We start from the raw sequence: 20,040 nt of genomic DNA on the forward strand, positions 1-20,040 counted from the left end.
GCATGACCCGCACGACCCTGCTTGCCGTCGCATTGGCGTTGGTTCCGTTGTCCGGCATGGCCGCCGAGTCCCGCCAGGACCTGCAGCCCAGCGCACGCTTCAGCGTGTACGGACATGGCGCCGCGGCCACGCCGCCGATGGGCTGGAACCCATGGAATGCGTTCCGTACCGAAGTCACCCAGGACAAGATCCTGTCGGTGGCCGAAACCATCAAGCGCAACGGCATGCAGCAGGCCGGCTACCGTTACATCAACATCGACGATGGCTGGTGGCTGCAGCGTCGCGCCGACGGCGGCATCCAGATCCGCACGAGCATGTTCCCGATGGCGGCCAGCCGCAGCGGGCCGCCCAGCCTGCGGCCGTGGACCGACCACCTGCATGCGATGGGCTTCAAGGCCGGGCTGTACACCGACGTGGGGCGCAACGCGTGCTCGCAGGCGCACGACGCGCACAGCCCCAACCTGCCGGTGGGCACGACCGCGCAGCGCGAGATCGGCCTGGAAGGCTTCGAGGCCAGCGACCTGGCCACGATGTTCGGGGAATGGGGGTTCGACTACATCAAGGTCGACGCCTGCGGGCTGGCCGATTTCGGGCAGGGCAGCAAGGCGCTGGCGAGCGCGACCTACCGCGAAGGGCGTCCGTTGATCGTGCGTGCCGACGCCCAGGCCACCGACGCGGACAAGGTCGAAGGTGCGTACGCGCGGGTCGGCAGGCTGCTGGCACAGCTCAATCCGGACAACGACTTCGTGCTGTCGATCTGTCCATGGGGCGAAGCCGGCGTGGGCAACTGGGGCGGCCGCCACGGCAACCTGTGGCGCACCAGCGCGGACATCGAAATGACCTGGGAAAGCATGCTGCACAACTTCGACACCGCATCGCGCCGGGAACTGTATGCCGGTCCGGGGCGCTGGAATGATCCGGACATGCTGGCGGTGGGACTGGGTGAGTTCGGTGCCGACCACATGACCGAAGCACGCACGCACTTTTCGATGTGGGCCATCCTGGCGGCGCCGCTGCTGGTGGGCTTCGATGTGAACCATGCGACCCCCGCACAGGTGGCGCTGCTGTCCAATCCGGAGGTGATCGCGCTGAACCAGGATCCGGCCGGCAACCAGGGGCGCATCGTGGCCAGCGACGGGCCCGTGCAGGTGCTGGTCAAGCCGTTGTCCGCCCGCGGCGAACGCGGCGTGCTGCTGTTCAACCGGGGCGAGGCAACGGTGCAGGCACGGGTGAGCGCTGCGCAGATGCTGCTCAGCGACGCAGCGCCCCTGCATGCCCGCGACCTGTGGGAACAGCGCGACATCGCAGCCACCGGAGGCGGTCTGGGATTCACCCTGCCAGCCCACGGCGCGGTGCTGCTGAAGGTCAGCGGGACGCCGGATACCCGCGACGGCATTTCACTGGGCGAGATCACCGGCCGCATCCATGTGGCGGTGGATGGCCTGCCCGGTTACAGCGCCCGGCCGGCCGAGGTATCGGGCACGCCGCGGGTGGACCGCACGCCGCAGGGCGAGCCGCTGCGCATCGCCGGCACGTCCTACGCGCGGGGGATCGGCATCCACGCCAACTCCCGTCTTGAAGTGCTGGCAGCGCGCGATTTCAAGCGCTTCACTGCGCTGGCGGGCGTGGATGACAGTACCGCCGCCGCTTCGGCCAAGGTGGTGTTCAAGGTCTACGGAGACGGCAAGCCGTTGTTCACCAGCGCGCCGGTCGGGCGCGGCCAGGCACCGGTGCGGATCGCGGTCGGGCTGGACGGTGTGCAGGTGCTGGAACTGGTGGCCGAGGCGGCCAGCACGGCAGCAGGCGGCCCCGCTCCGGTGGTGGCCTGGGCCGGCGCGGGCCTGCAGTGACCGCAGGCCCGCCGGGGGCATGCGCAGGGCCGGTCTATACTGGCGGCATGCAACAACCACGCGCCCCCGACCAGGTCCGGACATGATGGCGACGTCCAGTCGTAGCCTGCATGGGCAGATCGTGCATGAGCTGGGCAAGCTGATCGTGGCTGGCCAGTACAAGCCCGGGGAAATACTGCCGCGCGAAGAACTGCTGGCGTTGCAGCTGCAGGTCAGCCGCACCGCGCTGCGCGAATCACTGCGTGTGCTGGGGTCCAAGGGGCTGATCGAAACCCGCCAGAAGATCGGCACGCGGGTGCGGGAGTCCAAACACTGGAACCTGCTGGATCCGGACGTACTGTCCTGGCACGGCGCGGCGTTGCCCACGCTTGCGTTCGTCGAGCAACTGGCGGAGATGCGCGAACTGATCGAGCCGCCGGCAGCCGCGCTGGCCGCGCAGCGGCGTACCGATGCCCAGTTGGCGCGTATCGGCCAGGCGTACGCCGCGATGGCGGCGTCCGAAGACATGGAGGCCTGGGCGGCAGCAGATCTGCGCTTCCACCATGCCGTGCTGGACGCGACCGGCAATGCACTGCTGCGCCCGCTGTTCAGCGTGATCGAAACCGCGCTGGGGAGTTACCTGCTGCTGTCCGCGCGCAAGGCCGATGCGGACTTCAAGTATTCGCTGCCACGACATGCGCGCGTGCATGAAGCCATCGCCGCGCAGCAGCCCGAACAGGCCCGGCAGGCGATGCTGGAGATGATTGCCGATTCCCGCAGCAACCTGCGCAGCGAGGCGCCCGCACCGCGATGAGCACGATACCGCCCGAGGTGACCCTGGACGCGATCCATACCGGACGCGCGGTGCCGTACACGCGGCCCGGAAGCTGCAGTGCGATCGCCAAATCGCCGGTCATCCAGGCCGTGCGCATTCATGCCGAAGGCATCGAAGGCGATGAACAGGGCGATCGCCGCGTGCACGGGGGGCCGGAAAAAGCCATCCATCATTATCCCTTCGACCACTATCCCTTCTGGCGCGAAGGACATCCGCATCCGCTGCTGGCGGGGAGTGGGGCCTTCGGCGAAAACTTTTCCAGCACCGGCTGGACCGAAGATACGATCCACCTGGCCGACGTGATCCGGGTCGGCACGGCCACCCTGCAGGTATCACAGGGCCGCCAGCCCTGCTGGAAGCTCAACGACCGCTTCGGGCTGCCGGACGTGGCACGCAGCATGCAGTCCAGCGGTCGCACCGGCTGGTACTACCGTGTGCTGGAAGGCGGGCAGGTGGCTCCGGGCGATGCGATGACGGTGGTGGAGCGGGTGTGCCCGGACTGGCCGTTGCGCCGGCTGGGCCATGTGCTGTTCGACCGGACGCTGGAGCGCAGCGTGCTGGAGGAAGCCAGCCGATTGCCGCTGACCGAATCGTGGAAGAAGCTGCTGTCCAACCGGCTGCAGCGCAACGAAGTGGAATCCTGGCAGTCTCGGTTGCAGGGACCGGATAACCCGTAGCGGCGAAGGCAGCGACAGGAGGCGCTGCCAACGTCGCTCGCGACGGCCCGGAGAGTGACGGTCAGGACGACCGGCATCGCCATGCCCGGCGGCCTGCATCAGGCATCGCGGTGGAGGGGCGCGTCGAACAAGGCATTCAACGTGGCGCCCGGTGTTGCGCCCTGCAGTCCGGCGAAGCTTCCCTGTTCCTGCAGCAACTGCGTGGCCTGCATGAAACCGCCCCAGGCCGCGCGTGCCAGTGCGCCGCCCAGGCTGACCCGCCGCACGCCCATCGCCGCGATGTCCTGCAGGGTGAACGCGCTGGGTCCACCGACCAGCAGGTTCACCGGCTTGGGTGCCACGGCGGCCACCACCGCCTCGATGTGCGTACGCTGCACGATGCCCGGTGCATACAGGCAGTCCGCGCCCGCATCGGCATAGGCGCGCAGGCGCATCAGGGTGTCGTCGATGTCGGGTTGGCCGACGAAGAAATTCTCGGCACGACCGATCAGCATCACGTCTGCACCCGAACGGTCGATCGCCGCGCGCGCGGCACGCAGCCGGTCCAATGCTTCATCCAGGGGCCGCAGCGGCTGGAACGCATTCGGCCCGGCATCTTCGATGGACAGCCCGGCCACGCCGGTGTCGATCGCGCGCAGGACGGCACGTTCGACATCGGCCGGGGTCGCGCCGAAGCCATCACCGAAATCCGCGTTCAGCGGCAGCGAAGTGGCATCGACCATGTCGCGCAGGTGCGCCAGTACCTGCTCCAGGTCCTCACCGCCATCGGCCTTGCCCTGGCTCCAGGCGTGGCCGGAACTGGTCGAGGCCAGGGCCTTGAAGCCTGCGCTCTGCAGGTAACGCGCGCTGCCGACATCCCAGGGGTTGGGAAGTACGAAGCAGCCGTGCTGGTGCAGGGCGCGGAACTGTCGGCGGCGTTCGCCGATATCGGGCGTGGGCATGCGGGAAATCCCGGTGGGCGGTGGAGGGGGTGTCAGGCCTGCGGAGCAAGATAGTGCAGCGCCTCGCCTACCGGCGTGCTGCCCGCGGTCAGTTCGATGATCGCCCGCGCAATGGTGGGGCGCTCGACCAGGGCCACCAGGGTAGCGGCCACGTCGGCACGCGGCACCTCGCCGTAGGCGATGGCCGGGCCGGCCGTTACAAGCCCGGTGCCCTCGGCATCGGACAACGTGCCCGGCCGCAGGATCACCCACTCCAGCCCGGACCCGGCCAGGTACACATCGGCCTGCTTCTTGACCTCCATGTAGACCTCGAAGGTGTCCGATACCGAGGTGCCACGTCCGGCTTCCGGGAACGCAGAGACCAGCAGGAAGCGCTGCACGCCGGCACGCCGCGCCGCATCCACCGCGACCTGCAGTCCGCGCCCATCGATGGCACGCGTGGTCTCCACGCCGCCCTTGCCGCCGGCGCCGGCCGAAAACACCACGACGTCACTCCCGGCCAGCAGTTCCGCCAGGCCCACCGCATCCAACTGCTGCAGGTCCCCGGACACCGGCAGCGCGCCATCGGACCGCAGCGCATCAGCCTGTTCCGCCTTGCGATGCAGGGCCCGCACGCGGTGGCCGCGCTCCGCCAACTGCCGCACCAGGTGCCGCCCGACCTTGCCAGCCGCACCCACCACAAAGACCTGGCTCATACCGAGCACTCCAGACAGGAAAGGGACCCCACCATGCGCCACCCAACGTTGCCACCATGTAGCGGCCCACGCGCGCTCTTCTTTTTTTTCTCCCAACCGCGGCCGGCGCAGTGAACCTGTCATGGGCCGGGCGGGTGGGGTTGGCAGGACGCTGAGCCGCATGGGTGCGGCGATGCAGCCTACACGGACGTACTTGCGGCGTGTCCTGCCAACCCCACCCGCCCGGACCACCCCCAGCACCACCGCCAAACGCCGCCCGCGAGGAACCCCGCCGTTCGCAGCGGAACACTGCTTTCCGCACTGGAACCCCGGATACGAAATCAGTCACGATGGACGGCTATCGTCCCCACTGCTCCCCCTGGAACCCCCATCGTGCTGAGTGTCATCGCTTCCGTTCTCGCGCTGTACATCGTGCTGCGCCTGGTCTGGCCGCTGCGCCTGCCACTGCCCGTGCGTCTTGTCCTGGCCGTGCTGGTATTCGCCATGGCCCTGCATCACCGCATCGTGGCCCAGTTCGCCGGCACCATGGCCTCGCCTGAAATCCCGAAAATGGCCATCGCCGTGCTCGCCACGGGCTTTACCTCCCTGCTGCTGGGGGCGCTGTTCCTGCTGCTGCTGGATGCCGCCCTGCTGCTTGCACGCCTGCTGCGCTCGGCCAGAGCAACCGCGGCGTTGCGCGCGCGCTGGCTGCGGCCCACGGCTGGAATCACTGCGCTGGCGCTGGGCATCTTCGGGGTCAGCCAGGGCATGGCCGTACCCAAGCCGCGCAGCATCGACGTGGAGATCGCCGGCCTGCCGCCCGCGTTCGATGGCTACCGCATGCTGCAGCTGACCGATATCCATGCCAGCCGCCTGCTGACCGGCGACTGGGTGCTCAAGGTCGTGGCCGAAAGCAACGCGCTGAAGCCGGACCTGGTGGTGATCACCGGTGACCTGATCGATGGCACGGTCACTGCCCGTGCGGATGATTTCCGCCCGCTGGGTGGCCTGCAGGCACCGGACGGGGTGATCGCCATCACCGGCAACCACGAGTATTACGCCCAGTACACGCAATGGATGCAGGCCTTCCGCGGACTGGGCATGCAGGTGCTGGAAAACACCCATACCGAAGTGCGTCGTGGCGATGCGGCGTTGACCATCGCCGGGGTTACCGATCCGGTGGCGGCGCGCTATGACCTGCCGCAGCCGGACCTGGCAGCCGCGCTGCAGGGGGCCGATCCGCAGGCGCCGGTGATCCTGCTCGACCATCGCCCGCGCGAAGCACAGGCCAATGCGGCGCGTGGGGTGAAGCTGCAGTTGTCCGGCCACACCCACGGCGGCCACATCGTCGGCATGGACCAGCTGGTGAAGCGGGCCAACGGCGGTTATGTATCCGGCCGCTACCAGGTGGGCAACATGACCCTGTACGTGAGCAACGGCGCGGGCCTGTGGCCGGGCTTTGCCGCGCGCATCGGCGTGCCTTCGGAGATCACCCTGATCACCCTGAAGGCGGCGCCGACAGCGCGGGAATGATCTCCGCGCCGATCTGTTCGATGACCTCTTCGGCGGGCCGCCCGCCACTGAGGTTGAACATCACGTGGTCCACGCCGAGAGCATGCATGCGCTGCAGGTAGTCCCGAACGGCAGCGCTGCCGCCACGCAGGCCCAGCTCCAGCGGCATGGCCGGCGCTGCAGGATCTTCCAGCAGCTGCAGCTGCGCGGACTGCACGAAGGGCTTGGTTGCACTGCCGAGCTTCTGCCGCAGGGCGTGCTGCCACAGTCCGATCCGGCCTTCCTGCGTGGCTTCTTCGCGATGGTAGGTGGCCCAGCCATCGGCATGTTCGGCGATCCACTGCAGGGACTGCCGGGCCGATCCCACGACCAGCATCGGGATCCGTGCGGCAGGCGCGGGCAGTACCGGATAGCCGACCTGCTGCAGCATCAGCGCACGCTCCTGTGCATCCGGCGACAGCGCCGCGCGCAGCAACGGCCAGCGCTCGCGGAACACCTGCGCGCGCTGCTCAAGCACGGCACCGAAGGCGGCGAACTCTTCGGGCTGGTCGCCCGATCCCAGCCCCAGCACGAAGCGCCCATTCGAGACGCGTTCCAGGCTCAGGGCGGCCTTGGCGATGTGCAGCGGGTGGCGCAGTGGCAGCACCGCCGCGGCCAGTCCGATGGCGATGCGCGAGGTGGCGGCGGCGAGCAGGGTGAGCCAGACGAAGGGATCATCGACGGCGCTGGCCTGCGGCGCGGCCGTGTCCGCAGGTGACCGCTGCGGCACCATCAACGGGACATCGCGCGCCCACAGTGCGGCGAAACCCTGTGCTTCGGCCAGGCGTGCCAGCGCGGTCGCCCGGGGGGCGTCGGGTTGGGCGCCGGCGTCGCTGCCGACGGGCGTCATGAGCCCGAGCGTCACGCCTCCACGAATGAAAAGGGTGTCGTAAGCGGCATTGTATCGGGGCACGGGCATGCGTCCTTCCGGCAAGTCCTGCAGCCTAGCCGCAATGCCGTGCAGCAGGCGCCACGCCCGTTGGAATGCTGCAGCCCAGTGGCGTACACGGTCTATTCTTCACCTGCGCTGCGCTAGGGTGGCCGCTTCTGGAGCGGAGGCGGGCGGATGCAGGATCGGGCAGGAAGCGCGGTTGGTACGATGCATCGTCGCTCCATGTGGGTGGCGGCGTTGTCCACCGTCGTGGAGTGGTACGACTTCACGCTCTACCTGTATTTCGCCACCGTGCTGTCACGGGTGTTTTTCGGCGGCGGCGAGACCGCCCTGCTGGCCACCCTCGCCGGGTTCGCGGTGTCCTATCTGATGCGTCCCTTGGGTGCGCTGTGTTTCGGCCATCTCGGCGACCGCCTGGGGCGGCGCTGGATGCTGCTGGCCTCGATGGCGTTGATGGCGGCGGCGATGCTGGCCACGGCCTTGTTGCCCACCTATGCGCAGATCGGTGCCAGTGCCGGCGTGCTGCTGCTGGCATTGCGCTGCGTGATGGCGTTTTCGGTCGGTGGCGAATACACCGGGGTGGTGGCCTACCTGCTGGAAAGCGCGCCGCCACGACGACGCGGGCTGGTGACCTCGTTGGCCTCGGCAGCCAGTGAAGTGGGCGCGCTGCTGGCGGTGGCGCTGTCCGCGCTGACCGTGGCGCTGCTGCCGGCCCCTGCGTTGGATACATGGGGCTGGCGTATCCCGTTCTTCGTCGGCGCCGGCCTGGCGCTGCTCATCCTGCTGGCACGTTCGGGCATGCACGAATCGCCCGAATTCGAGCGCCAGCAGCGCGAGGGCAGCGTGCCCAGTGCGCCCATACGGCAGATCCTGCGCAACCATCCCGGCGCGGTCGCACGCACCTTCGCGATCTCCGCACTCGGTTCGATCACCTATTACGTAGGCATCACCTACGTGCCGGCCTTCCTGCACGCCAATGGCCGCGGGGAGGGCGAAGCGTTGTGGCTGTCGACCATCGCCGCGGTGGCGGTGATCCTGGCCACGCCGCTGTTCGGGCTGCTGTCGGACCGGTTCGGTCGGCGGCCCCTGCTGCTGGGGCTGACCCTGCTGTCGGCACTGCTGCCGCTGTCGATGTTCGGGTGGATGGCGCAGGCATCGACGATGGGCGTGATTGGTGCTGCGGTGGTGCTGGCCTGCGTGGCCGGCGGCATCAGTGCGGTGGCGGCTTCGGCCACGGCCGAACAGTTCCCCGGCGAAGGCCGGCTGAGCGGGCTGGCGCTGGGGGTGACCATGGCCACGGCGGTATTCGGCGGTGCCACGCCGTGGTTGGCCCAATGGTGGGTCGAGCGCAGCGGGTGGAATGCCGCGCCCGGGGCGATGATCGCCATCGTCGCCGTGCTGGTGCTGCCGGTGCTGTGGCGCCTGCCGGAAACCCGCCCGCTCCGGTAGCGCCGCGGCCGGCCGTGACGACCAACGGTCGTCACCCACCCGCAGGGGACGGCCAGCGGTCGTCACCCACCAGCAGAGGACGGCCAGCGGCCGTCCCTGCGGTTACAGCGTCCCTTCCGTTACAGCGACAGGGTCTTTTCGATGTCGGCCAGCACGGCGCTGGCATCCACGCCGATCGCGATCGACTGCATTGCCTGGCCGTCCCACACGCTGGGGCCGAAGGCCATGCCGGCCGGCTTGGGGATGGTCATCCCGCGTGCCACGCCATCGGTGGCCACGCGCACGCTGGCATGCTCGAACTCGAACAGTTCCGGACGGGTCAGCGCGATGCAGGCGCAGCAGTCGTGCACCACCATGCCCTTGTGGCCGGCCTGCAGGTAGAAGTCCACGTAGTCCTGCGACAGCGCACGCACCAGGTCGGCATCGGCGCCGCCGGCGTGGGCCAGTGCATCCAGGCCGTGGCGATCCATCTCCACCTGGGTGGTGACATCCAGGCCGATGGCGATCACCGGCCAGCTGGCGGTGAACACGATGTCGGCGGCTTCGGCGTCGCCCCAGATGTTGGCCTCGGCGGCCGGGGTGATGTTGCCATTGACATGGAACGCGCCGCCCATGATCACTACCCCACGTACCAGCGAGGCGATATCCGGTGCTTCGCGCAGGGCCAGTGCCAGGTTGGTCATGCGGCCCACCGCGACCAGGGTGACCTGGCCCGGCTGCGCACGGACCAGGTCGATGATCAGCTGGTGTGCGCTGCGCGGATCGGCGGCCACGTCCAGCTGTGCCGGCACCGGGTGGTTGCCCAGGCCGTTGTCACCGTGGATGTGCACCGGCCAGGCTTCGGGCTGTGCATCGGGCTGCAGCGGGCCGGCGGCGCCGCGCGCCACGGGTGCGTCCAGGCCCCAGGCCTGCTTCAGGAACAGCGCGTTGTGGGTGGTCGATTCGACGGCGGCATTGCCGAACACGGTGGTGACGGCCAGCAGGTTCACCTGCGGGTGCTTGTGCAGGTACAGCAGCGCCAGGGCGTCGTCGACGCCCGGGTCGGTATCGAAAATTACGTTGTGCATCATGTTGTTGTTCTTCTTCTGTCCGTGGTGGTGCGGGGCGCGCCCAGCGGGGCTGCCCGTAGCGTAGTGTCTCAAGTGTCCGGACATGATGACAGGCGCGCCCGGCGGGCGCAGCGGCAGGGCGCTGACGACCAGCGGTCGTCACTATCGGGGCAGGGTCGGCGGTCGGTAGCGCCGAGCCATGCTCGGCGAGCGCAGCGGCGAAGCGCGTGACGACCAGCGGTCGTCACTACCGGGGCAGAGGGTCGTGCCTTGCCCTCAGTACTTCCAGCGCAGGCTGAAGGCGACGAAGCGCGGTTCGCCGTAGTTGTTGTAGTCCAGGTTGGCCCAGTAGGTCTTGTCCAGCGCGTTGCGCACGCTCAGCGTGGCCGTCCAGCTGTCGCTGATGCGGTAGTTGGCGTTGAACTGCACCAGCGAATACGCCGGCTGGTTGACCGTCACCGTGCCACCGGGCGGGTAGGGCACGTTGAAGCCCTGCACCTTGCTCTGCCACTGCACGCCACCGCCCAGGGTCAGCCGCTCCCAGGCACCGCGCAGGCGCACGCTGGTGTTCAGCTGCAGGAAGTCTTCGGGCAGGTTCGCGTACAGCAGGTCGGTGGCCGCGCGGGTCACCTTGACGTGGGTGAAGCCGGCATTGACCGTCCAGCCCGGCAGGATCTCGCCATTGAGGTCCATTTCCCAACCGCGCGCCTTGGTGCCGTTGATGCCGATATAGGCCGAACTGCCGTCGCTCAGCGAACCGTCCGGCACGCTGGCATCGCGCACGGCGTAGTTGTCCTGCTTCGCCTCGAACACGGCTGCATTGGCAGTGAAGCGGCCGTCCAGCCACTGCGACTTGATGCCTGCCTCGACATTGGACCCTTCCACCGGCGCCAGCAGGTTTTCGTTGCGGTCCTTGAAGTTCTGCGGGTTGAAGATCTCGGTGTAGCTGGCGTACCCGGAAACGTTCGGGGTGATGTCATACACCAGGCCCACGTACGGGGTGACCTCGTCATCCACCTTGTAGGCGCCGCTGGTGGCGATATAGGTGTTGGCGGTGTTGTAGGCGCGGGTGCGGGTTTCCCACGAACTCAGGCGCGCGCCGGCGATCAGCGAAAGCGGCTCGGCCAGGCGCAGGCGGGTGGAGGCATACACGCCGCGCTGGGTGGTGCGCGCATCGCGGTGGGCGCCGGTGCGGTTGACCACCAGTTCCGGCGCATCGCCATTCCAGGCGTGGATGTCCGGGATGTCGTAGCGCCAGCTGGCGGTGGGCGTCATCGTCCAGGCGGTGGACTGCAGGTCGGAGAAGCTGCCGCCGAACACCACGTCGTGCTCGCGGCCGAACAGGCCGAAGGTGCCCGACAGGTAGACGTCCACGCCCTTGCGGGTGTCATCGGTCTCGCCGGCCGCACCCAGCAGGTAGATGCCTGCGCCGGTGGTCGCATCCGGATAACCGCTGCCGTACACGCGCACGTTCTGCACGTTGCCGCGGGTGTAGGCAGTGTTGACCTTCAGCAGCCAGTTCTCGCCGAAGCGCTGTTCCAGGTTGGCGAACGCGGTGCTGGTCTGGCGCTGCCACTTGGCCCAGTCCGGGGCCAGGTTTGTGCTGCGCGGCAGGTGCGCGAAGCTGCCGTCGCTGTTGAAGAACGGCACCGTGCCCCAGGTGGTGGCGGTGGGGTTGTTGTCTTGGGTCTGGAAGCCGACGGTGACGGTGGTGGAGTCGGTCAGGTCGCCTTCCAGTACCGCCATGCCGGACATCTTGTCCTCGCTGTAGCGGTCGTAGTAGTAGTCCTTGTCCTGCCAGGCAGCGACCACGCGGCTGCGGAAACGGCCATCGGCGGTCAGCGGTGCGTTGACGTCGGCCTGCATGCGGCGGAAGTCCCAGCTGCCGGCACTGACCGCGAAGGAGGCATCGAAGTCCTTGCCCGGGCGCTTGCGCAGCAGGTTGACCGTGGCCGACGGCACGCCGGCGCCGCTGAGCAGGCCGTTGGCACCGCGGATCACTTCGATGCGGTCATAGAAAGCGGTGTCGTATTCCTGGTTGGTCGAACCGCTGTAGGTCGGCAGGCCGTCCACCTGGAAATCGGTGATGGCAAAGCCGCGCGCGTAGTACAGCGGGCGCTGCGTATCGTAGAAGGAGACGTTGACGCCGGTGACGTTGCGCATCACATCGTTGATGCTGAACAGCGATTCGTCCTGCAGGCGCTCCAGGCCGATCACGGTGCTGGACTGCGGCGTCTCCTGCAGGGTGATGGGCAGGCGCGTGGTGCTGGACGGGACGGCGCGGCTGCCGCGCACGTTGACCTCGTCGAGGGTCTTGGCGTCGGCGGCAGCGCTGGCATCGGCGAGGGTATCGGCCAGGGCGGGCGCGGTGGACAGCGCGGCCAGCAGGGCGACGGCCAACGGGGCGTGGCGGAACGAAACAATGGCGGTCATGACGGGTTCGCTGGAAGGGCCTGGAAGGCGGGCAGGGCAAGGCCGGCGGGGATGCCGCCAGCGGATGGATCAGGGTGCGCAAATGTAAATGATTATCGAAAACTTTACAATTCGCATCTGTTGGCCCTGGCGGCCAGATACAGAAACGGCCACCCGAAGGTGGCCGTTGGTGTGGTGCCGGAAGCGCGGGGCAGGCTTACAGTGCCTGCAGTTCCTCGTTCTTGTTGCGCTTTTCCTGCGGCGGCAGCGGCGCTTCGGCCGGGCGCGCCACGGTCGCCGGAATGGCGGCCGGCGGGGCCACCTCGGCCGGCACGTCCAGGAACGGCAGCTTCAGCGTCTGGCTGGTCAGCGTGCGGATCTCGTTGGTCAGCGCCGGGCTCTCGTTGAGCTTGCGGCCGTAGGACGGCACGATCTCGCGCAGGCGCGCTTCCCAGCCGGCCTTCATCTCTTCCGGGAAGGCCTTGGCCATCAGGTCGAGCATGATCGGCGGGGAGGTCGAGGCACCCGGGGACGCACCCAGCAGGGCGGCCAGGGTGTGGTCCTTGTCGGTCACGATCTCGGTACCGAACTGCAGCAGCGGCCCCTTCTGCGGATCATTCTTGATGATCTGCACGCGCTGGCCTGCGGTGACCAGCGTCCAGTCTTCGCGCTTGGCGTTGGGGTAGTACTTGACCAGTTCCGCCTGGCGGTCGTCGTCGTTCAACTGGGCCTGGCTCATCAGGTACTTCACCAGGTCCAGGTTGTCCGCACCCACGTTCAACATCGGCGCCACGTTGTTGTGGGTCACCGACGAATACAGGTCGAACCACGAACCGTGCTTGAGGAACTTGGTGCTGTACAACGCGAACGGTCCGAACAGCACCACCGGCTTGCCATCCAGCTTGCGCGAATCCAGGTGCGGCACCGACATCGGCGGCGAACCGGTTTCGGCCATGCCGTAGGCCTTTACGCTGTGGCGCGAGGCGACGTCGGCGCCCTTGAAGGCGAGGAACTGGCCGCCGACCGGGAAGCCGCCGTAGTTCTTCGATTCCGGGATGCCCGACAGCTGCAGCAGCTTCAGTGCGGCACCACCGGCACCGATGAAGACGAAGCGCGCGTGGGTGGTGCTCTCGTTGCCGGACTTGAGGTCCTTGACGGTCACGTTCCAGGTTTTGTCGTCGTTCTGGCGCAGCGCGCTCACTTCATGGCCCAGGTGCAGGCCGAAGTTCGGGCTGCGCTTGAGGCCATCGGTCAGCTGGCGGGTGATGACGCCGAAGTTCACGTCGGTGCCGAGCGGCATCCAGGTCGCGGCGACCTTCTGGGCCGGGTCGCGGCCTTCCATCAACAGCGGTGCCCACGCCTTGATCTGCGCGGGATCTTCGGAGTACTGCATGCCGTAGAACAGCGGGTTCTTGACCAGCGCCTGCTGGCGCTTGCGCAGGAAGTTGATGTTCTCATCGCCCCACACGAAGCTCATGTGCGGGGTGGGGTTGATGAAGTCGCTCGGCTGGCTCAGGCGGCCTTCGCGCACCTGGTGCGACCAGAACTGGCGCGAGATCTCGAACTGCTCGGCGATGCCGACCGCGCGCTTGGTTTCGATGCTGCCATCGGGAAGCTCGGGGGTGTAGTTCAGTTCGGCGAACGCGGAGTGGCCGGTGCCGGCGTTGTTCCAGCCATCCGAGCTTTCTTCGGCCACGCCATCGCGGCGTTCGTAGATCTGGATGTTCCAGTCCGGCTGCAGTTCCTGCAGGTACGTCGCCAGGGTGACGCTCATGATGCCAGCGCCCACCAGGACCACATCAACGGGTTTTTCGTTGCTTGCCGCCGGCACCGAGCGCGTGGTGAGCGGCCAGTACAGGAACAGTACCGACGCCACCAACAGCAGCACGAGCAGGGCGACTAAAGCCTTGCCAAATTTCTTCATGGGAACGATTCGTTTGGGGAGGGAATCAGGATGCGTGCCGGACAGGTACGGCGCGTGAAAAACGCGTCAGGATAGAGCCGCCCACGGCAACCAGTGTCCGATTTTACCCCTTTCCGGTACGGATTTGGTGCGACGCAGCATCCTGCGGGACGTCGCGCGCGACCGGCCCGACCCGGCAAAGCCTCAGCGCTTGCGGCGGATCAGCGCGGTCGAAGCGCCCAGCACGGCGCGGGTCAGCAGGGCCATGGTCTGCACATCGCCCTTCCAGTGCTGCCAGTACAGCGGCACGTCCTCCCAGGCGCGCTGGCGCACGTAGACCAGCCGCCCGGCATCCAGGTGGCGCTTGACCAGCGGCAACGGGTTCATGGTCCAGCCCAGCCCGCCCAGGTTCGCCTGCACGAAGGCACGGGTGGACGGAATCCACCAGGTGGGGGCGGTGTTGGGGACCTCCACCCCGGCCATGCGGCGGGCGAAACGGGCCTGCATGTCGTCCTTGCGGTTGAACACCAGCACCGGGGCCTGGGCCAGCGCCTGCGCACTGACCCCCTTGCCGAAGTGGCGGTCGCGGAATTCCGGGGTGCAGGTGGCCGCGTAGCGGATGCTGCCCAGCGCGTGGATCTGGCAGCCCTGCACCGGCTCATCCAGTGTGGTCACCGCGCCCAGCACGGTGCCCTGGCGCAGCAGTTCCACGGTGTGGTCCTGGTCTTCCACGCGCAGGTCCAGGGTGGTGCCGGTGACTTGGGCGAACTGCTGGGCGGCCTGCGGGAACCAGGTCTCCAGGCTGTCATGGTTGACCGCCACCGGGATGCTGGCCTGCGGCAGGTCTTCGTCGGCCAGGCCCATGCGGTGCAGCGCATCGTGTTCCAGCAGCGCGGTCTGCTCGGCCAGCTGCACCAGCACCTGGCCTTCGGCGGTGGCGGTGGCCGGTGCGCCGCGCTTGACCAGCAGCCGGCCGACCCGGTCTTCCAGCGCCTTGACCCGCTGCGACACGGCCGACGCGGTGACGTTGAGCGCCTGCGCGGCGCGGTCGAAGCTGCCTTCGCGGATGACCGCGGCGAGGGCGCGGAGCTGGGCATGGTCGACGCGCATGGCGATTAAGTTCTGCTAAAGAGGCTTAAGTAAGTTTAGCTTTTCTTGGGATTGGTGCAACGCGACAATACGCCCCGTACCCGGTGCTGTCCGCCTTCGCGAGGCACCGCCCCCCTGCACGACAAGGTTGTCTCCCATGTTCTCGATCATTTCCGCCAGCACCGGCCTTGCGGCCTGGTTCAGTGGTGCCGCCACCGGCATCGGCCTGTTCGCCGTGGTCGGCGCGCAGAGCGCCTTCATCCTGCGCCAGGGCATCCTGCGCAAGCACATCGTGCCGGTCGTGGCGACCTGCGCGGCGATCGATGCGGTCTTCATCTTCGCCAGCGTGGCCGGCCTGCGTACCCTCATCCAGGCCGCGCCGTGGCTGACCAGCGCGGTGCTGTGGACCGGCGTGGCGTTCCTGGCCTGGTATGCCCTGAAGTCGGCACGGCGTGCGATCGCCGGCGGCGGCGGCATGGGCGAAGCCGAAAGCGATGACGGCAGCCGCCGCGCGGTGCTGATGGCCGCGGTCGGCTTTTCGCTGATCAACCCGCACTTCTGGCTGGACATGATGGTGATCGGCTCGATCGCCGAAAACTTCGGCAACGACCGCATGGCCTACGCGGCCGGCGTGGTCACCGCCAGTTGCATGTGGCTGACCGCACAGGGCCTGGGCGCGCGCCTGCTGGCGCCGCTGTTCAACAAGCCCGGCACCTGGCGGGTGCTGGACGGCACCATCGCGGTGATCCTGAGCATCCTCGCCCTGACCCTGGCGGTCCGTGGCGTGCACTGATTCCACTCTCTCCAAGGTGTGGTGTGCAGGGCGGCAGCGGAAACGGTGCCGCCCTTTTTTTTCAGGTTTTCCTGATTCCCAATCCGTTCACGTCCTGTTTACAATCGCCCGGTCGCGGACATGGTGTCCGCAAGGGGCGGGATAAGGATGCGCAAGACGATACTGGCGGCGATGATGGCCGCGATGGCCCTGCCGCTGATGGCAACGGCCGCCGACGTGGACCTGGACACGTTCCTCAAGCGCGACAGCTTCACCGATCTCAAGCTGTCGCCGAATGGCGAGTACTACGCAGCGACCATTCCGCTGGAGAAGTCCACCGCCGTCGCGATCCTGCGCGTGGCCGACGGCCAGATCGTGGGTCGCTTCGTGCCGCCGGAAAACAACGACGCGCGGCGTTTCGACTGGGTCAGCGATGACCGCGTGCTGATCGAACTGGGACAGAAATTCGGTTCGCTCGACGAGCCACAGCCCACCGGCGAGCTGTACTCGCTGCGCGCCAACACCACCAGCGGCGAGTTGCTGGTCGGCTACCGGGTGACCGGCGGCAACACCGGCACGCGCATTTCCGGCAAGAAAGCCGAAGCCGTCGCCGCGTTCCTGAGCGATGACCTGCCCGGCGATGACAAGCACGTGCTGATCGCGGTGTCCTCGTTCAACGGCGACCCGTACACGCGGCTGGAGCGGATGGACGTGACCAGTGGGCGCCGCATCCCGGTGACCCGCTCGCCGGTGCAGCGCGCCTCCTTCACCACCGATGGGGAAGGCAACGCGCGTTTCGCGCTGGGCGCCGGTTCGGACAACGTCAACAAGCTGTTCTACCGCGATCGCAACAACGAGAACTGGAAGCTGGTCAACGACGAGGCGGTGTCCAAGCGGATCGAGCGTGCGATCGGTTTTTCCGCCGACGGCGCGCTGGCCTACCTCAACGTGGAACAGCCTTCGGGACCCAACAAGATCGTCAGCTGGAATCCGGCCAGCGGCGAGCGCAAGGACGTGCTGCGCGATCCGATGGTCGACCCGGCGCGGCTGATCCATCGCCCCGGCACGGCGGTGCCGGTGGGCGCGCTGTTCCTCGGCGATACGCCGCGCACCCGTTTCTTCGACGAGACCTCGGCCGACGCCAAGCTGTACCGCAGCCTGGAATCGGCATTCGGCGGGGACGCCGTTTTCATCACCTCCAGTACGCGCGACAGCAACAAGGTGCTGGTGGAGACGTTCTCCGGCCGCAATCCGGGTGATTTCTTCATCTATGACCAGAAAGCGAAGGCGGCCCAGCACGTGGTCAGCCGCAGCACCTGGATCGACCCGGCACAGACCGCGCCGGTGCGCGCGATCACCGTCAAGGCGCGTGACGGCCTGCCGCTGCATGGCTTCCTGACCACCCCGCACGGGCGTGAGGCGAAGAACCTGCCGATGGTGGTGCTGCCCCACGGTGGGCCGTTCGGCATCTTCGAAGACGGCACCTACGACACCCAGGCGCAGATGCTGGCCAGTGCCGGCTACGCCGTGCTGCAGATGAACTTCCGCGGCTCCGGCAACTACGGCCGTGCCTTCGAACAGGCCGGTGCCCAGCAGTGGGGCATGGCGATGCAGGACGACCTGACCGATGCCACCCGCTGGGCGATCAGCGAAGGCGTCGCCAACAAGACGAAAATCTGCGTGTACGGTGCCAGCTACGGCGCCTATGCGGCGCTGATGGGCGCGGCGAAGGAACCGGACCTGTACCGATGCGCCGCCGGCTACGTGGGCGTCTACGACCTGCCGATGATGCACAGCCGCGGCGACATCCAGCAGTGGATGTCCGGGGAAACCTACCTGCGCGAGTGGATCGGCCCGGCCGACAAGGTGCGCGACGTCTCGCCGGTCAACCTGGCCGCGCAGATCAAGGTGCCGGTGTTCCTGGCAGCCGGTCGCGAAGACCAGCGCGCGCCGGTGCAGCACACCGAACGCATGGAAGCGGCACTGAAGAAGGCCGGCGTGCCGGTGGAAAGCCTGTACTACCCGCGCGAAGGGCATGGCTTCTACGTCGATGCCAACCGCCGCGAGTACTACGGCAAGCTGCTGGCGTTCCTGTCGCAGAACCTGGGGGGCGACAAGGCCGCCGCGCCGAAGCCGGCGGCGCCGTGAAAAAGGGGACGGAGGAAATTAATCGAGATTAATTCCCTCCGTCCCCCTTTTTCCTACTTCACCCCGTGCATCATGCGCCGCAGCAGCGGGGCGGTGGCGAAGGCGAGCACGGCGCAGCCCAGGCCGATCCACATCAGCAGCCAGAACAGGTGGGCGTAGCTGGCCGAGGCGCTGACGATGTCCAGCGTTTCGCCTTCGGGTACTTCGATGGCGGCCAGCTTGCCGAACAACGCGGCCAGCGTTTCGGAGAACGCAGTGGCCAGGAACCAGGTGCCCATCATCAGGCTGACCACCCGCGGCACCGCGAGCTGGGTCACCGCCGACAGGCCCACCGGGGACAGGCACATTTCACCGCTGGCCAGCAGGAAATAGGCCAGCACCAGCCACCTGACACTGGCCATCTGCCCGGTCGCGCCGACCTGCTGCGCGGCCAGTGCCAGCGGCACGAAGGACAGTGCGCCCAGCACCAGGCCGATGGACGATTTCATCGCCTTGCCCGGTTCGGCACGGCGGCGATCCAGCCAGGCCCACAGCAACGCGAACAACGGCGCCAGCACCACCAGGAACAACCCGCCGAGGTAGGTGAGCGAGCCGGCGGTCTGCGGGATGACCAGGCAATCGCGGACCAGCAGCACCAGCATCGCCAGCACGATGGCGATGAACATGCGGCGCGGCCACGGCGAACCCGGCGAACGGTCGGACAGCCGCGCGCTGACCACGAAGCCCAGCGGCGCCAGCAGCAGCGACACGATCGACCACGGCAGCGGCGTGCCGTCGCGGATCACCAGCGCAGGCACGATGTCCTTGGTCAACAGGCGATCGGTGAAGGTGACCCACGAGCCATAGCTCTGCTCGTACAGGGTGAAGAACACCAGCGCCATCAGGATCAGCGCCATCAGCGCGATCATCTGCTGGCGCTGCACCGGCGTGCAGCGTGTGCCGGTGAACCAGGCGAACCACAGCAGCACGCCACCGAGCACCACCAGCATCAGCATCAGCGCCAGGCTGATCTCACCGCCCAGGGCGAAGGCGCCGTTGCCGGCGGCCCACATCAGCCACGCCACCGGCAGCACCGCCAGCACCGCACCGGCGTAGATCAGCCACTCGCGCGGCAGTCCCAGCACGCGTTCACGCAGCGAAGCGGGATCGCGCGGTTCGGCGTGGCCGTGCAGGTATTTCTGCCCCCACAGGAACATGCCGAGGCCGACAAGCATGCCGATGCCGGCTGCGCCGAAGCCGTACTTCCAGCCGTACGCTTCACCCAGGAAACCGCACACCAGCGAAGCGAACAGGGCGCCCAGGTTGATGCCGGCGTAGAACAGCGAGAAGCCCGAATCGCGGCGCGGATCGTCTTCGGCGTACAGCTTGCCGACGATGGTGGAGATGTTCGGCTTCAGGAAGCCCACCCCCATGATGATCAGCGCCAGCGACAGGTAGGTGATGGTCAGTGCACCGGTATCGCGCACCACCTGGCCGTTTTCCAGATAGGCCGCGTGCCCTTCGAAGGCCATGCCCAGGTGGCCGAGCACCAGCAGCACGCCGCCGAACAGCACCGCCCGGCGCATGCCCAGCCAGCGGTCGGCCAGCATGCCGCCGAACACCGGGATGCAGTACACCAGCCCGCCGTAGGCGCCGAGCAGGTCCAGCCCGGCCTTGTCGCCGAACAGGTGGTACTTGGTGAGATACAGCAGCAGCAGCGCCTTCATGCCGTAGAAGGAGAAGCGCTCCCACATCTCGGTGAAGAAGCAGACGTACACGCCCTTGGGATGGCCCAGGAAGTCGTCGTTGGCAGCGATGGCGGTCATCGGTCGGGGGCAGA

15 protein-coding genes are annotated in these 20,040 nt (G+C 67.7%); 7 read left to right on the forward strand and 8 right to left on the reverse strand.

Annotated features, from left to right (window positions below; all coding sequences use genetic code 11):
- The first annotated feature begins 2 nt into the window (after positions 1–2).
- The 3 genes from RTX79_RS05515 to RTX79_RS05525 all read left to right on the forward strand — a co-directional run bounded on the left by RTX79_RS05515 (position 3) and on the right by RTX79_RS05525 (position 3,341).
- The gene (locus RTX79_RS05515) at positions 3–1,850 is read left to right on the forward strand and encodes an NPCBM/NEW2 domain-containing protein (protein WP_312682517.1); all 1,848 of its coding nucleotides are present in this window, start codon (positions 3–5) and stop codon (positions 1,848–1,850) included.
- 82 nt (positions 1,851–1,932) lie between these two features.
- Complete coding sequence (locus RTX79_RS05520) at positions 1,933–2,643, forward strand: FadR/GntR family transcriptional regulator (protein ID WP_312682518.1); 711 nt, start codon at positions 1,933–1,935, stop codon at positions 2,641–2,643.
- Positions 2,640–3,341: an MOSC domain-containing protein gene (locus RTX79_RS05525; RefSeq protein ID WP_312682519.1), complete on the forward strand. Its 702-nt coding sequence runs from the start codon at positions 2,640–2,642 to the stop codon at positions 3,339–3,341. The genes RTX79_RS05520 and RTX79_RS05525 overlap by 4 nt, the downstream gene beginning before the upstream one ends.
- Positions 3,342–3,439: 98 nt before the next feature.
- Here the strand turns inward: RTX79_RS05525 and RTX79_RS05530 are convergent, their stop codons facing one another.
- A complete protein-coding gene (locus RTX79_RS05530) occupies positions 3,440–4,282 on the reverse strand; it encodes an isocitrate lyase/PEP mutase family protein (protein ID WP_312682521.1) in 843 nt (280 codons plus the stop codon).
- A 32-nt stretch (positions 4,283–4,314) separates the two neighbouring features.
- Positions 4,315–4,977 carry an SDR family oxidoreductase gene (locus tag RTX79_RS05535; RefSeq protein ID WP_312682523.1) on the reverse strand — a complete coding sequence of 221 codons (663 nt, stop codon included), beginning with the start codon at positions 4,975–4,977 and terminating at the stop codon, positions 4,315–4,317.
- Between the two features lie 372 nt (positions 4,978–5,349).
- Between RTX79_RS05535 and RTX79_RS05540 the strand changes: the two genes are divergently transcribed.
- The gene (locus RTX79_RS05540; RefSeq protein ID WP_312682525.1) at positions 5,350–6,489 is read left to right on the forward strand and encodes a metallophosphoesterase; all 1,140 of its coding nucleotides are present in this window, start codon (positions 5,350–5,352) and stop codon (positions 6,487–6,489) included.
- Here RTX79_RS05540 and RTX79_RS05545 read toward each other — a convergent pair.
- A complete protein-coding gene (locus tag RTX79_RS05545) occupies positions 6,455–7,420 on the reverse strand; it encodes a TIGR03571 family LLM class oxidoreductase (RefSeq protein ID WP_312682527.1) in 966 nt (321 codons plus the stop codon). The two genes, RTX79_RS05540 and RTX79_RS05545, sit on opposite strands and share 35 nt — an antisense overlap.
- 186 nt (positions 7,421–7,606) lie before the next feature.
- Here RTX79_RS05545 and RTX79_RS05550 point away from each other — a divergent pair, with 186 nt between their 5' ends.
- A complete protein-coding gene (locus RTX79_RS05550) occupies positions 7,607–8,848 on the forward strand; it encodes an MFS transporter (RefSeq protein WP_312682530.1) in 1,242 nt (413 codons plus the stop codon).
- Between the two features lie 119 nt (positions 8,849–8,967).
- On the opposite strand, the gene RTX79_RS05555 is transcribed toward RTX79_RS05550, so the two are convergent.
- The 4 genes from RTX79_RS05555 to RTX79_RS05570 form a co-directional block, all read right to left on the reverse strand.
- Positions 8,968–9,918, reverse strand: a complete 951-nt coding sequence (locus RTX79_RS05555) for a nucleoside hydrolase (protein WP_428695960.1) — start codon at positions 9,916–9,918, stop codon at positions 8,968–8,970.
- 255 nt (positions 9,919–10,173) lie between these two features.
- Positions 10,174–12,330: a TonB-dependent siderophore receptor gene (locus RTX79_RS05560; protein ID WP_312682532.1), complete on the reverse strand. Its 2,157-nt coding sequence runs from the start codon at positions 12,328–12,330 to the stop codon at positions 10,174–10,176.
- A gap of 196 nt (positions 12,331–12,526) precedes the next feature.
- Positions 12,527–14,233 carry a malate dehydrogenase (quinone) gene (gene mqo / locus RTX79_RS05565; RefSeq protein ID WP_312682535.1) on the reverse strand — a complete coding sequence of 569 codons (1,707 nt, stop codon included), beginning with the start codon at positions 14,231–14,233 and terminating at the stop codon, positions 12,527–12,529.
- Positions 14,234–14,416: 183 nt separating this feature from the next.
- Positions 14,417–15,322, reverse strand: a complete 906-nt coding sequence (locus tag RTX79_RS05570; protein WP_042614669.1) for a LysR family transcriptional regulator ArgP — start codon at positions 15,320–15,322, stop codon at positions 14,417–14,419.
- A 136-nt stretch (positions 15,323–15,458) separates the two neighbouring features.
- On the opposite strand from RTX79_RS05570, the gene RTX79_RS05575 reads away from it, so the two are divergent.
- Both RTX79_RS05575 and RTX79_RS05580 read left to right on the forward strand, forming a co-directional pair.
- Positions 15,459–16,094, forward strand: a complete 636-nt coding sequence (locus RTX79_RS05575) for a LysE/ArgO family amino acid transporter (protein ID WP_057508841.1) — start codon at positions 15,459–15,461, stop codon at positions 16,092–16,094.
- Between the two features lie 147 nt (positions 16,095–16,241).
- Positions 16,242–18,221: an alpha/beta hydrolase family protein gene (locus tag RTX79_RS05580; protein WP_312682539.1), complete on the forward strand. Its 1,980-nt coding sequence runs from the start codon at positions 16,242–16,244 to the stop codon at positions 18,219–18,221.
- Positions 18,222–18,274: 53 nt separating this feature from the next.
- Here RTX79_RS05580 and RTX79_RS05585 read toward each other — a convergent pair whose 3' ends face one another.
- Entirely contained in the window at positions 18,275–20,026 is a 1,752-nt protein-coding gene (locus tag RTX79_RS05585) for a peptide MFS transporter (protein ID WP_312682541.1), read from the reverse strand.
- Between the last annotated feature and the right edge of the window lie 14 nt (positions 20,027–20,040).

The sequence above is a fragment of the Stenotrophomonas chelatiphaga genome (assembly GCF_032054965.1).
GTDB lineage: Bacteria > Pseudomonadota > Gammaproteobacteria > Xanthomonadales > Xanthomonadaceae > Stenotrophomonas > Stenotrophomonas chelatiphaga.